Source organism: Roseateles albus (assembly GCF_028595345.1).
GTDB lineage: Bacteria > Pseudomonadota > Gammaproteobacteria > Burkholderiales > Burkholderiaceae_C > Paucibacter_A > Paucibacter_A albus.
The window spans coordinates 1-12,369 of sequence record NZ_JAQQXT010000011.1 but is presented as its reverse complement, the minus strand read 5'-3'; the positions used below and the strand labels follow the sequence as shown (position 1 = coordinate 12,369).

At 61.8% G+C, this 12,369-nt stretch carries 12 protein-coding genes; 2 read left to right on the top strand and 10 right to left on the bottom strand.

Annotated features, from left to right (window positions below):
• Window positions 1-157 precede the first annotated feature (157 nt).
• Window positions 158-1,636, top strand: a complete 1,479-nt coding sequence (locus tag PRZ03_RS16880) for a tetratricopeptide repeat protein (RefSeq protein WP_273601435.1) — start codon at window positions 158-160, stop codon at window positions 1,634-1,636.
• On the opposite strand, the gene PRZ03_RS16875 is transcribed toward PRZ03_RS16880, so the two are convergent.
• The 6 genes from PRZ03_RS16875 to trpE form a co-directional block, all read right to left on the bottom strand.
• Window positions 1,637-2,320 carry a uracil-DNA glycosylase gene (locus PRZ03_RS16875; RefSeq protein WP_273601433.1) on the bottom strand — a complete coding sequence of 228 codons (684 nt, stop codon included), beginning with the start codon at window positions 2,318-2,320 and terminating at the stop codon, window positions 1,637-1,639.
• Window position 2,321: 1 nt separating this feature from the next.
• Window positions 2,322-3,110, bottom strand: a complete 789-nt coding sequence (gene trpC / locus PRZ03_RS16870; RefSeq protein WP_273601432.1) for an indole-3-glycerol phosphate synthase TrpC — start codon at window positions 3,108-3,110, stop codon at window positions 2,322-2,324.
• A 1-nt stretch (window position 3,111) separates the two neighbouring features.
• Complete coding sequence (gene trpD / locus PRZ03_RS16865) at window positions 3,112-4,152, bottom strand: anthranilate phosphoribosyltransferase (RefSeq protein WP_263535932.1); 1,041 nt, start codon at window positions 4,150-4,152, stop codon at window positions 3,112-3,114.
• Between the two features lie 17 nt (window positions 4,153-4,169).
• A complete protein-coding gene (ltaE, locus tag PRZ03_RS16860; RefSeq protein ID WP_273601430.1) occupies window positions 4,170-5,192 on the bottom strand; it encodes a low-specificity L-threonine aldolase in 1,023 nt (340 codons plus the stop codon).
• 3 nt (window positions 5,193-5,195) lie between these two features.
• Window positions 5,196-5,780: an anthranilate synthase component II gene (locus PRZ03_RS16855; RefSeq protein ID WP_273601429.1), complete on the bottom strand. Its 585-nt coding sequence runs from the start codon at window positions 5,778-5,780 to the stop codon at window positions 5,196-5,198.
• A gap of 81 nt (window positions 5,781-5,861) precedes the next feature.
• Window positions 5,862-7,361, bottom strand: a complete 1,500-nt coding sequence (gene trpE, locus PRZ03_RS16850) for an anthranilate synthase component I (protein WP_263535929.1) — start codon at window positions 7,359-7,361, stop codon at window positions 5,862-5,864.
• 296 nt (window positions 7,362-7,657) lie between these two features.
• On the opposite strand from trpE, the gene PRZ03_RS16845 reads away from it, so the two are divergent.
• A complete protein-coding gene (locus PRZ03_RS16845; RefSeq protein ID WP_273601428.1) occupies window positions 7,658-7,951 on the top strand; it encodes a chalcone isomerase family protein in 294 nt (97 codons plus the stop codon).
• On the opposite strand, the gene gph is transcribed toward PRZ03_RS16845, so the two are convergent.
• The 4 genes from gph to istB all read right to left on the bottom strand — a co-directional run.
• Window positions 7,948-8,625, bottom strand: coding sequence for a phosphoglycolate phosphatase (gene gph / locus PRZ03_RS16840; RefSeq protein ID WP_273601427.1), 678 nt, complete (start codon window positions 8,623-8,625; stop codon window positions 7,948-7,950). The two genes, PRZ03_RS16845 and gph, sit on opposite strands and share 4 nt — an antisense overlap.
• A 210-nt stretch (window positions 8,626-8,835) precedes the next feature.
• On the bottom strand, window positions 8,836-9,924 hold the full coding sequence (locus tag PRZ03_RS16835) for a hypothetical protein (protein WP_273601426.1): 1,089 nt from the start codon (window positions 9,922-9,924) through the stop codon (window positions 8,836-8,838).
• A complete protein-coding gene (locus PRZ03_RS23975) occupies window positions 9,924-11,546 on the bottom strand; it encodes an AAA family ATPase (protein ID WP_273601425.1) in 1,623 nt (540 codons plus the stop codon). Before PRZ03_RS23975 ends, PRZ03_RS16835 begins: the two co-directional genes overlap by 1 nt.
• Window positions 11,547-11,579: 33 nt before the next feature.
• A partial coding sequence (gene istB / locus PRZ03_RS16825) for an IS21-like element helper ATPase IstB (protein WP_409993973.1) occupies window positions 11,580-12,369 on the bottom strand: 790 nt, incomplete at its 5' end.

Here is a 12,369-nt window from a genome sequence, read left to right as displayed (position 1 = left end):
GACCCCGCAGCAGCACCGCCCGGCCACGTTTGGTGAAGGCCGGCGAGCACAACGGCTATCCTTGCGGTCTTGGACCCGCCGCGCCAGCCGCAAAGCCAGCGCCAAGGCCCCGCAAATGCGCTGACAACGCCCTGCCAACCCTTGATCTAGCCAGCCCGTGACAGAAGCCGACGCCCTGCCCCCCGAAGTCCTGAAGCGCCTCTCAAGGGTGGCGCAGCGCCACCCCAACAGCGCCCTGCTGCGCCTGGCTGCACTTGAGCATTCGGCCAAGGCCGCCGGCCGACATGCTGCGGCCAGCGATGCGCTGTACGCACATTTCTATCTTCTGGAACATCGCGGCCGCGCCTTGGAGTTGCAAGCGGCGCTGGTGCAGGCACAGGCCGACTTGGACGCGGACGCGCATCCCTTGCAGGGGGCACGCCTGCATGAGGCCTTGGGCCGCATCGCCTACCAACAAGGCGAATACTTTGAGGCCACCGAGCATTGGAATCAATCGGCCGAGTTGGCAGCCGCCGTGCCCGACGCGCGCGCCGGCGCCGCTGCGCGCATCGGCCTGGGCCAGATTCATTACGCTTTTGGCGCTTGGGCGCGCGGCCGCGAAGTGCATGGCGAGGCCGCCCAATTGCTGGGCGCGGCCGATGACAGCTATCTGGCCGCCAAACTGGCCTTGAATATTGGTGTCGGCCATTTCGAAACCCAAGAGCTCGACGATGCCGAGCGGCATTTCAGCCATGGACTGGCTGCGGCGCGGCGCGGCCAACACCGCGAATACGAGGCCGAGGCGCATTGGCAATTGGCGCGCGCGGCCCTTGCGCGCGGTCGGCTTGATTGGGCGACGGTGGACTGTCGGCTGGCCTTGAGCATTGCAGCCAAGCTTGGCCACAGCTGGCTCGAAGCCGCCGCCAGCCGCACCTGGACCGATATCTCCTTGGCCCGCGGCGACCGCGCCGGCGCCATCCGCAGCACCGAGCATGGACTACTGCTGGCCAATCGCATTCACTCCCGCCCGCAGCAAAGCCAGGCCCATCTGCTCTTGGCCAAATTGCATGAGCAACAAGGCGATAAAGAGGCGGCGATACCCCATCTCTGGCAACATCTGAACCTGCAAGCCGAGATCGAGCGCCTGAGCAGCCCGGTGCGACCAGGGCTGGCCAGCCTTTTCGACCCAGCCCGCCAAGCCGCCGAAGGCCAGTTGCTGAGCCTATCGATGCGCCGCTGGAAAATCCAAACTTGGGGCGACCGCCTGAGCGCACTGACCCAGCTGTGCGCCGAAGCACAGCAAATCCTGTGTCTGGATCGGCTGCAGTTTTGGTGGGTCGGTGAACCGACGCAAGCCCAAACGGGCGGCTACCCGAGCCTGCGCCGGCCCGAGCAAGCGCGCTACCTGGACTGGTTGAATGCAACGCCCAAGCTGCAGGCACTGGGCACGGTGAGCAACCACCCCTGCAAAACCGAACTCAGCACCCTGCCCCAAGCCGCAGGAACGCTTTCACGCATCGAACTGCCGCTCTACGTCAAGGGCGAAATGGTGGCCGTGCTGTGGCTGGCCCATTGCCAGCAAAAACATATGTGGAGCCGCCAAGAGCAATTGCAGGCCAGCCATATCGCACGGCTGTTCGAGCTGGTCCTGGCCTGATCACAGCGCCCAGTCCAGCCGTACACCCCGCTCGGCCAACCAGGCCGCCGCTTGCGAGAAATGCCCGCAACCGATAAAGGGCGCGGGCGGGCGCAGCGCCGACAAGGGCGACGGATGATTGGCCCGCAAAATCAGATGCTGCGGGCCGGCAGCCGCGATCACGCTCGCCTTGGCCTGCGCATGTGCGCCCCAGAGCATGAAGACCTTGGGCCGGGTTTCAGCGGCTGCGGCCAGGGTCAAGGCATCGGTCAGCGCCTCCCAGCCCTTGTTGGCGTGGCTGGCCGGCGCAGCTTCTTCCACCGTCAGGACCGTGTTCACGAGCAGCACACCGCCTTGCGCCCAGGGCAAAAGGCTGGCCGACATCGGCGGCTGCTGGCCCAGGTCCCGCTGCAACTCCTTGAAGATATTGCGCAAACTGGGCGGTGCCTTGACGCCGTCTGGCACCGAAAAAGCCAGCCCTTCGGCTTGACCTGCGCCGTGATAAGGGTCTTGCCCCAGAATCACCACCCGGGTCTGTGAAAGCGGCGTTAGGCGCAAGGCCCGCAAAGGCTCGGGAGGATAGACAGTTGCGCCTGCTGATTTGCGCTGCGCCAGAAACTCTTGCAGTTGCTGGCCGGCCGGGCTTGCGCGCCAAGCGTCGACGATGGGCTGCCAACCGCCATCAAGCCCAAGCCATTCGCTCATCTCAAGCAAACACCGCCGCCAAGGCAGCACCCGGGTCAAGTGCCCGCATAAAGGCCTCTCCGACCAAGAAAGCATGCACATTCGCGTCCCGCATGCGCTGCACATCGGCAGCGCCCAGGATGCCAGACTCGGTCACCAACAAGCGATCCGCCGGCACCCGGTCCAGCAAGCCCAGCGTGGTGTCCAGTGTCACGTCGAAGGTGCGCAGATTGCGGTTATTGATGCCGACCAGCGGCGTCTTCAAACGCAGCGCACGCTCAAGCTCTTCGCCGTCATGCACCTCCACCAACACGTCGAGCTTGAGGCTGAACGCCACGGCCTCAAGGTCGGCCATTTGCGCATCGTCCAAGCATGCAGCGATCAGCAAAATGCAATCCGCCCCCATCGCACCGGCCTCGAAGACCTGGTACTCGTCCACCATGAAGTCCTTGCGCAAGACCGGCAAGTCGCAGGCCGCCCGCGCTTGGTTCAGGTAAGCGACCGAGCCTTGGAAGAACTGCTCGTCGGTCAGCACACTCAGGCAAGCCGCGCCATGTTTGGCATAACTCTCGGCTATAGCGGCGGGCTGGAAGTCGGCGCGCAGCACGCCCTTGCTGGGCGAAGCTTTCTTGATCTCGGCGATCACCGCGCTTTGGCCAGCCGCTACTTTGGAGCGCAGCGCGGCCGCAAAACCGCGCCGGTCATGCCTGGCCTCGGCCTCTTCACGCATGCTGACTAAGGAACGCTGCTTGCGCGAGCGCAACAGCTCTTCATGTTTGACCGCGACGATGCGGCGCAGGATGTCGGACATTTCAGCCTCGGCCCAGGGTTTGTGTGCTGCTGACGAATTGATCCAGCTTCGCGCGCGCCGCGCCCGAAGCGATCGCCGCGCGGGCCAGCTGTATGCCGCTGGCGATCGAGTCGGCCACATTGGCAGCGTAAAGCGTTGCGCCGGCGTTCAGGATCACGATGTCGCGTGCGGGGCCTTCTTCGTTGTTCAAGGCCCCAATCAGCATCAAACGCGAGTCCTCCGGGCCAGCCACCTTCAGCGTGCGGTTCGAGGCCATGGCCATGCCGAAATCCTCGGGGTGAATTTCGTACTCGCGCACCTCGCCGTTTTTCAGCTCGCCCACCAGCGTCGCGGCGCCGAGCGAGATTTCGTCCATGCCGTCCTTGCCGTAGACGACCAGCGCGTGTTCGGCGCCCAGGCGCTGCATCACGCGCACCTGAATACCGACCAGATCGGGGTGAAACACACCCATCAAAATATTGGGCGCGCCGGCCGGATTGGTCAGTGGACCCAGGATGTTAAAGATGGTGCGCACGCCCAATTCACGCCGCACCGGCGCGATATTCTTCATCGCCGGATGGTGGTTGGGCGCGAACATGAAACCGATGCCGGTTTGCGCCACCGAAGCCGCCACCTGGGCCGGCGTCAGCATGATGTTGGCGCCCAAGGCTTCCAGCACATCGGCGCTGCCGGTCTTGCTGGAAACGCTGCGATTGCCATGTTTAGCGACCTGCGCGCCAGCGGCGGCAGCGACAAACATCGAGCAGGTCGAGATATTGAAGGTGTGCGCACCGTCGCCGCCGGTGCCGACCACGTCAACCAGATGCGGGTGGGCCGCAGTCTCCAGCGGCACCTTGGTCGACAGCTCGCGCATCACCTGCGCGGCGGCGGTAATTTCACCAATGGTTTCCTTCTTGACTCGCAGGCCGGTCAACAAGGCCGCAGCCATCACCGGCGACATCTCGCCGGCCATGATGCGGCGCATCAGGGTGAGCATTTCGTCGTGAAAGATTTCGCGGTGTTCGATGACGCGGGTCAGCGCTTCTTGGTCGGTAAAAGGCATCTTGAATCCAGTCCTGTTTATCCTGCGAAATACTCGCGCATCGCCGAGATGGCTTGATCCACCGCGGTTTCGTCCACATCCAGGTGCGTGACGAAGCGCAGCTTGTAGAGGCCGGTGGCCAAGACGCCGCGCGCCTTCAAGTGATCGATGACGCCGGCGGCCCTGGGGCCTGCCACCTCTACAAACACGATATTGGTTTGCGGCGCTTCAACCGTCACGCCGGCCAGGCCTTGAAGGCCGGCCGCAAGACGCTGCGCCAGCGCATGGTCAAAGCCAAGCCGCGCGACCTGGTGGTCGAGCGCGTAATGTGCCGCTGCCGCCAACACGCCAGCCTGGCGCATACCGCCACCCAACATCTTGCGCCAGCGCTTGGCCTGTTGGATGAAGGCGGCTGAGCCGCACAAGACCGAGCCGACCGGGGCGCCCAGGCCCTTGGAGAAGCAAACCGACACGCTGTCGAAGTATTGCGTTATCTCGTGGGCGGCGACGTAAGGGTCACCGCCGGCGGCCACTGCCGCATTGAACAGACGCGCGCCGTCCAAATGGCGAGCCAGCCCATGCTTTTGCGCCAAGGCCGAGGCATCGGACAAATAGGGCAGCGGCAGCACCTTGCCGCCTATGGTGTTCTCCAGCGTCAGCAGCTTGCTACGGGCGAAATGCACATCGTCCGGCTTGATGCTCGCTTCGACCTCCGAGAGCAAGAGCGAACCGTCCGGCTGGTGATTCAGTGGCTGCGGCTGGATGGAGCCCAAGACCGCGGCACCGCCACCCTCCCAGCGGTAGGTGTGAGCAAACTGGCCGACGATGTACTCGTCGCCGCGCTGGCAATGTGTCATCAGCGCACACAGATTGCTCTGCGTGCCGGTAGGCATGAACAGCGCCGCCTCGAAACCGAGCCGCTCGGCGACGGCCTGCTGCAGCGCGTTGACACTGGGGTCGTCGCCGAACACATCGTCGCCCAGCGGCGCTGCGGCCATCGCGTCGCGCATGCCCGTCGTTGGCTGCGTCACCGTATCGCTGCGGAAATCGACAGTCTTCATGGCCTACAGCGCCAGCGTTAGAAAATTCTTCAACATCGCGTGTCCATGCTCGCTCAAGATGGACTCCGGGTGGAACTGCACGCCCTCCAGCGGCGTGGCCGTACCGGCCAAATCGCGGTGGCGCACGCCCATGATCTCGCCGTCTTCGCTGCGTGCTGTGATCTCCAGCACCTCGGGCATTGAGGCCTCCTCAATCACCAGCGAGTGATAGCGGATGACGCTGAAGTCCTTGGGCAGACCCTTGAATACGCCCTTTTGGTCGGTGGTGATCGTGCTGGCCTTGCCATGCATCTGGCGCTGCGCTCGGATGATCTTGCCGCCCAGCGCCGCGCCCATGCTCTGGTGCCCCAGGCAAACGCCCAGAATCGGCAGCTTGCCCATGAAATGCTGGATCGCGCTGACGCAGATGCCGGCCTCGGCCGGCGAGCAAGGGCCGGGCGAGAGCACCAGATGATCGGGCTTCATCGCCGCGATCTCGGCCAGCGTGATCTCGTCGTTACGGGCAACGCGCACCTCGGCGCCCAGTTCCCCAAAATACTGCACCAAGTTGAAGGTGAAGCTGTCGTAGTTATCAATCATTAACAACATGTCATGCCTCCTGCCGGGCCGCCCCAAAGGAGGCATGCACCCCCTCGGGGGGCAGTGAATGAATATGAACGTGGGGGCGCATCAGAACCCCTCTTCAACAAGTTCAGCCGCGCGGATCAAGGCTCTGGCCTTGGCTTCCGTTTCGGCCCATTCCAACTCGGGCACCGAATCGGCCACCACGCCGGCCGCCGCCTGCACATAAAGCGTCTCATCCTTGATGATGCCGGTGCGGATCGCAATCGCCAGGTCCATATCGCCGGCAAAGCTCAGGCAACCGACCGCGCCGCCATAGATGCCGCGCTTGACCGGTTCCAACTCATCGATGATCTGCATTGCGCGGATCTTGGGCGCGCCGCTCAAGGTGCCTGCGGGGAAGCTGGCGCGGAACACGTCCAAGTTGCTCATGCCGTCCTTCAGCAAGCCCTCGACATTGCTGACCAGATGCATCACATGCGAGTAGCGCTCGACCACAAAAGCATCGGTCACCTTGACCGAGCCGGTCTTGACGATGCGGCCGATGTCATTGCGGGCCAGGTCGATCAGCATCAGATGCTCGGCCAACTCCTTGGGGTCGGCTTTGAGCTCGCGCTCCAGGGCCAGATCCTGCTCTGGAGTGCCGCCTCGCGGGCGGGTGCCAGCCAAGGGGCGGATGGTGACCTTGTCGCCGTCCGGCGAATGCTCCTGGCGAACCAGGATTTCGGGCGAGGCACCAACAATCTGGAAGTCACCCATATCGTAGAAATACATATACGGGCTGGGGTTCAGCGAGCGCAGTGCGCGGTACAGGCTCAGTGGAGATTCGGTGTAACGCTTGCGCAAGCGTTGGCCAATCTGCACCTGCATCATGTCGCCGGCGGCGATGTATTCCTTGGCTCGCAAAACCGCGCTCAGATAGTCGGCCTTGGCAAATTCACGCTCAACCGGGTGCGCTTGGCCGCGTTTGACCAGCGGCGCCGAGACGCTATAAGCGAGCTTGTCGCGCAACTCGGTCAGGCGCTTTTGAGCCTTGAAAAAGGCCTCGGGTTGGCTCGGGTCGGCATAGACAATCAGATAGAGCTTGCCGCTGAGGTTGTCGATGACCGCCAACTCCTCGCATTGCACCAGCATCACATCAGGTGTATCGATGCCGCCGGGCATTTCTGTCTTGGCGAGCTTGGGCTCGATATAGCGCACCGCGTCATAGCCGAAGTAGCCGGCCAAGCCGCCGCAAAAACGCGGCATGCCGGGCCGCAGCGCGACCTTGAAGCGCTGCTGGTAGGCAGCGATGAAGTCGAGCGGGTTGCCGCTGTGAGTTTCGACGACTTGGCCGTCGCGTATCACCTCGGTCAGCTGGCCCCGGCTCTTCAGCACGGTGCGGGCCGGCAGCCCGATATAGGAGTAACGCCCAAAGCGCTCGCCGCCGACGACAGACTCCAGCAAAAAGCTGTTGCGGCCGCCTTGCCCTCCGTAGGCACCGGCGCCCGAGCAGAGCTTGAGGTAAAGCGAGAGTGGGGTCTCCAGATCGGCGAAGGCCTCGCTGATCAAAGGGATGCGGTTAAAGCCCAGCGCGGCCAGGCTTTTGAATTCAAGTTCGGTCATCATCAAGTCAAACCCTTGCAGGGGCGCGCCGTCTTGTGTGGGGCGCGCCGCAGAGAAACAGGGCGCTCGGGGCTGACCGGGCTCTATTTATCGAGCGATAGCGGGCAGCGAGCTGAGCGTCATCCAAAGAGCAACGGGCGGGCGACGCCAGGGCCAGGCTCCCCGGTCGTGAGACCCTTTGATGAAGTTGCGCGTGATGAACATAGTGCTTTCAGTGTATCAGCCCTGTGTGACGTCTTGTGCAGACAGAGCCCCTGCTAAGCGGCATACTGAAGCTGCTCCTGCCGTGCTGCGAGGGCATGGAACAAAACGCCTCGCGCGAGGAATTCGCCAAGACCATCAATGGCGTGCTTCGGGTCGCCGAGATCTTTTCAAGCCGCAAGAGCCTGAGTGCCGGCGAACATTTTTCGATCGATTTCATCCCCGGCACCGGCTCTGTGGTGCTGCTGAACGGCAAGCCGCAGGGCGCGCCGATCAAAGAGCCCGAGTTCTACTCGGCGCTGTTGCGCATCTGGCTGGGCAAACTGCCCGCCGATGAACAACTGAAGAACGCCTTGCTGGGCACGGTCAAGGAACGCTCAGGAAGAAGCTAAGGCAGCTTGATCTCGTCCAAGCGGTCCACATATTGCTGTGCCGGCACGCTGCCGATAGGCTCACCATGGTTATAGCCATAACTCACCAGCACGACGGGGCATCCCGCCGCATGGGCCGCCTGCGCATCATTGCTGGAGTCGCCAATCATCCAGGTCCTCGCCGGGGCCGAGCCCAGAGCCTCGCAAGTCTTTAGCAGCGGCAGGGGATCGGGCTTTTTGCGCTCAAAGTCGTCGCCGCCAAAGACCTTGTCGAAATAGCCGTCCAGCCCTTTTTGTGACAGCAACTCACGTGCAAAGGCCGCCGGCTTGTTGGTCAGACAGGCCATCGGCAAGCCCAAGCAGCGCAGGCGCTGCAGTCCCTCGCGCGCGCCTGGGTAGACCTCGGAGAACTGGCCATTGAGGACACGGTATTGCATTTGATACTGCTGCCAAGCCTGCTCATACAAGGCAGGATCGCCGCCCACCCGCGCCAGGCAGCTGCGGATCAAATGTTCGCTGCCGCGTCCGACCGTCAGCTCGACGAATCCGCGATCCACCGCCGCCAGGCCCAGGCCTGTCAACACCCGCTCTAGAACAGCTACAAAGTCCCCCAAGGTGTCTACCAAGGTGCCGTCTAAATCGACGATGAAGGCCTGTGGCGGCTCGTGGTACGACGGAATAGAGTTCGGAAACATGGAATAGAGTTCGGAAAAATTGAGCCAATTCTGACCTGACGAAAAGAATAGAGTTCGGAAAAGCTATTGCAGGCTTAGGTAAAGCCAACCCCTACCTGCCGACCACGTTGGAAGTTGGCCCAATATGGAGAACTGCTTCATCAGCGTTTGTCCGACATGGGTAGATGACTCTGAATTCCAATCCTGTGTCGGCCTGAGCCAGTATCGGCGTCAGTTGAAGAACAGGTTCTCCAAAGCTTGGGCTGGCGGACTGGATTGCCGAATCGCAAGTCGAAGGGCTTCGCGGCTTGCTTGGTCCATGGCATATACAGAACAATAGACCCGCGCCCTCCAGTAGTTGAAGGGACTCACCCTGCAAGCGCCCGATTTGGCCTGCGCCCGCCTTTCGAGATCCGCCATGAACTCTGCTTCGCTATCGGATGTCACGTCCTCGGCGACCTTTTCCCGCAGTGCAAGGAATTCACCTTCGATGCGGTTCTTGATCTGGTAGACCTCGTTCCAAGTATCCAGCTTATCCTGCCGGTCAACAGAGCCTCCTAGAAGGTGGACAACAACCCGCGGGAAAACGTCGGCGTCATCAATTGTGACCACTACCTCCGCAGGTAAGGCGCACTCGGTCCAGGGCGAGAAGCTCAGTCGTCGTTGGCCATCTTTGTGCAGCAAGTCCTTCGCCAGCTTGGACTTGGAGTTGCATGTGTGGCAAATCGGCAGCAGGTTCCCCGGATGGACACCAAAGAGCGGGTACTCGTCTTTCGCCAGCAAGTGGTCGTACGGACCGCGCCACTGTTCGTTCTCGACTACGCCCGCCCGGACCTGTGCCAAATACTCTGTGCCGCAGACACAGCAGACATTGCCGTTTCCTGGTGCTGCGGCGGCGCGAAATCGTGAGCAGTGATCGTTGATGCACTCTCCGCAGCATGCCTCCACGCCGACGAGCTTTGCGGTCCGCCCGAACAGATGAACCGACAGTTGTTTCAGAGGGGAGAAAACACCATCAGGAATGACAGGCACCGCCAGCGCGCGATCAGTCAAAAAGTTACATGGCTCTCTGTCAAGAAGGAGCTCCCTTATCAGAGCGGTCTTTCGCTCTTGCTCCAACCCGACCAGAACCTCACGCAACGCAGTAGCTAGGTCCCGCGTTGCTTGGTTGCCATCGACAGCGGCGTGCAAGCCCACTGGCAGCGCACCGGGATCAAAGGCCCGCCCTTCCAGAGCCGCCATCATCAACTCGCGGAGAAACCGGTTCAACCCGTCAAACACCTTGGATTGCTCAAGGGCCGGTCTGATGGCAAAAAGCACTATTCACCCCTCAGCTTGTTGATCAGATAGGAGCGCTCAAACGAGTCACCCACCGACTCTTCCAGCCATGCGAGCTTGTCCTCGGTGCTCAACTTGTTGTCAGCCAGCTTCCCTCTGATGTCCTGGATGGCCGTTTCTGAGATCGCTGCCTTCAAGTCGAAATGTCTCTTGATCAGCAGCTCAAACGATGCGCCGAAAGTCTCGCTGTCCGGCGTTTCCATAGAAGTCATCTGATCGGTCTTCTTGAAATGGTAGATCGCATGTTTCGGCAGAGACGAAACCAGAAACGGGGAATGCGACGAAACCAAAGCCTGTGCAGAACCGTGTGCCCGGTTGGCTTGCTCGAAGTCCAAGTGGAAGCGCGTTCGCCAACTGGGATTGAGATGAGTTTCCGGTTCGTCGAAGAGAAACAAGGTCTCATCGTCACCGAACAGCCGGACCGCACCAAGCGTGAGCAAAAGTTGAAGCTCGCCGTCACTCAGGTCATCAAGCGCTACCTCGCGTTGTCCGTCAGACATCCAGAGCTCTTGCACCGACAGTGGCAGCTTCCCCTTGAGGGGCTTCTTCACGTGCCCCTGGAAGCCGTCTTTCCTCAGCGACTTCTTAACCTCGCCTGACCAGGCGCTCACGCCCAAAAGCTGCAGCTTGTAGAGCGCTGCGAACCACTGACTCGGACTGCGCGCGTTGTCATGCATACGCCCAAGAACCTGCGGGTCGGTAAAGTCGAGTTCAATGTCGCCAGCAAGGTACTCCAGTTGGACCAACTCGAACTGCTCCTCCGATGCTTTCGCCGAAAGTGGCTTCAGCTTGTCAGGGCCAGCCAGCTCGATCAGCCTCTGGATATCGCGCGCGTTGTCGCCGGCAGTGGACTGGCTCCTCAGGTCAAACCGAATGATGGCGCGTGATGGATGCCGAAACGGTATCTCACCCCAAATCGCATTTCGGTCACCGGCGGGCAACATGCCCAAGAGCGCGATGAGCAACGCCGAACAGTCGTAGTCGAGGAACAGACTCTTGGGGGCAACGGTGTCAGATTCCCGCAGGCGGAACAGCTCCGGGCCATCGGCCTCGCCCTCCGCGCCAAAGACCCCACGGTGCCGAGTCAAAAATCTTCGATTGATTTCAATCGTCCGACGTTCGTCCACGTGAGGCTGGGCGAGTTCCTCTTTCAGCCTGGATCGCACCCGGATCACGTCGTGAAACTGCAAAGCGTTTCTCATGAAGGGTCGTTGCAAGTTCTCGGAGAGACCTGATGCGTACCCAACGAGTCGAGGCAACACTACGTCATCCAGCCCATCAATGCCCTGGACAGGAAGCCAAGCGTTTGGCAGGTTGAGCTGCGCCACTCCCGGATTGGTGGGCGATTCGTAGACCTCAACCTGAATGCCGCCTCGAGAATCGATCGCATAGCGGCGGCTTCCCTGAAAAAGGACCGACGACAACTGGTATGTGACACGAAAGTCGTATCCGAGCGGTTCTCTGACGCGGAAGTCCGGGCGTTGCTTGCGCTCCAGGTAAGAGAAGACCTCGGCGATGAGCTCCATCACCTGGGACTTGCCGGAGCCATTCATGCCGATCAGTACGGCGACGTCGCTGTTGGCGATTGCATCGAACTGACCCACCGCGATCACGCAATACTGACCCACTGCTAGAGGCTACCCCAAGGTGCCTGCGTCAGTAGATTGGGATTGATTCTCGTCCTTGGATGAAGCTCCTTTCTTGCGTGGATTGGAAGACTTGGGTCTCGTGGCTGCCGTTGAACTGCTGTGCTTGAAGCGCCAGGATTCGTTGCCGGTCTCGACGATGTGGCAGTGATGAGTGAGACGATCCAGCAGCGCCGTGGTCATCTTGGCGTCGCCGAAGACGCTGCTCCATTCGCCGAAGCTCAGGTTCGTGGTGATCGCCACGCTGGTGTGCTCGTAGAGCTTGGACAGCAGGTGGAAGAGCAGCGCGCCGCCGGCCTGGCTGAACGGCAGGTAGCCCAGTTCGTCCAAGATCAGCAGGTCGGCGTACATCAGCCGGTGCGCGATCTGGCCGGCCTTGCCGGCCGCCTTCTCGGCCTCCAGCGCGTTGACTAACTCCACCGTCGAGTGGAAGCGAACCCGCTTGCCGTGACGTTGGATGGCCTCCACGCCCAGCGCCGTGGCCAAATGCGTTTTGCCGGTGCCAGGCCCGCCGATGAAGACGACGTTGTGCGCGGTCTCGGTGAAGGCAGTGCTGTGGAGCCTGCGCACCAGCGCTTCATCGACGGTGCTGTTGCCGAACTCGAACCCTGCGAGGTCGCGGTGCGCGGGGAAGCGCGCGGCCTTCATCTGGTAGCCGATTGAGCGCACCTGCCGCTCGGCCCCTTCGGCCTTCAGCAACTGGTCCACCAGCGCCTCGGGCTCCAATGCGGCATGTCGGCAGTGCGCGAGCAGCTCGGGCCAGTTGGCGGCCATGCCGTGC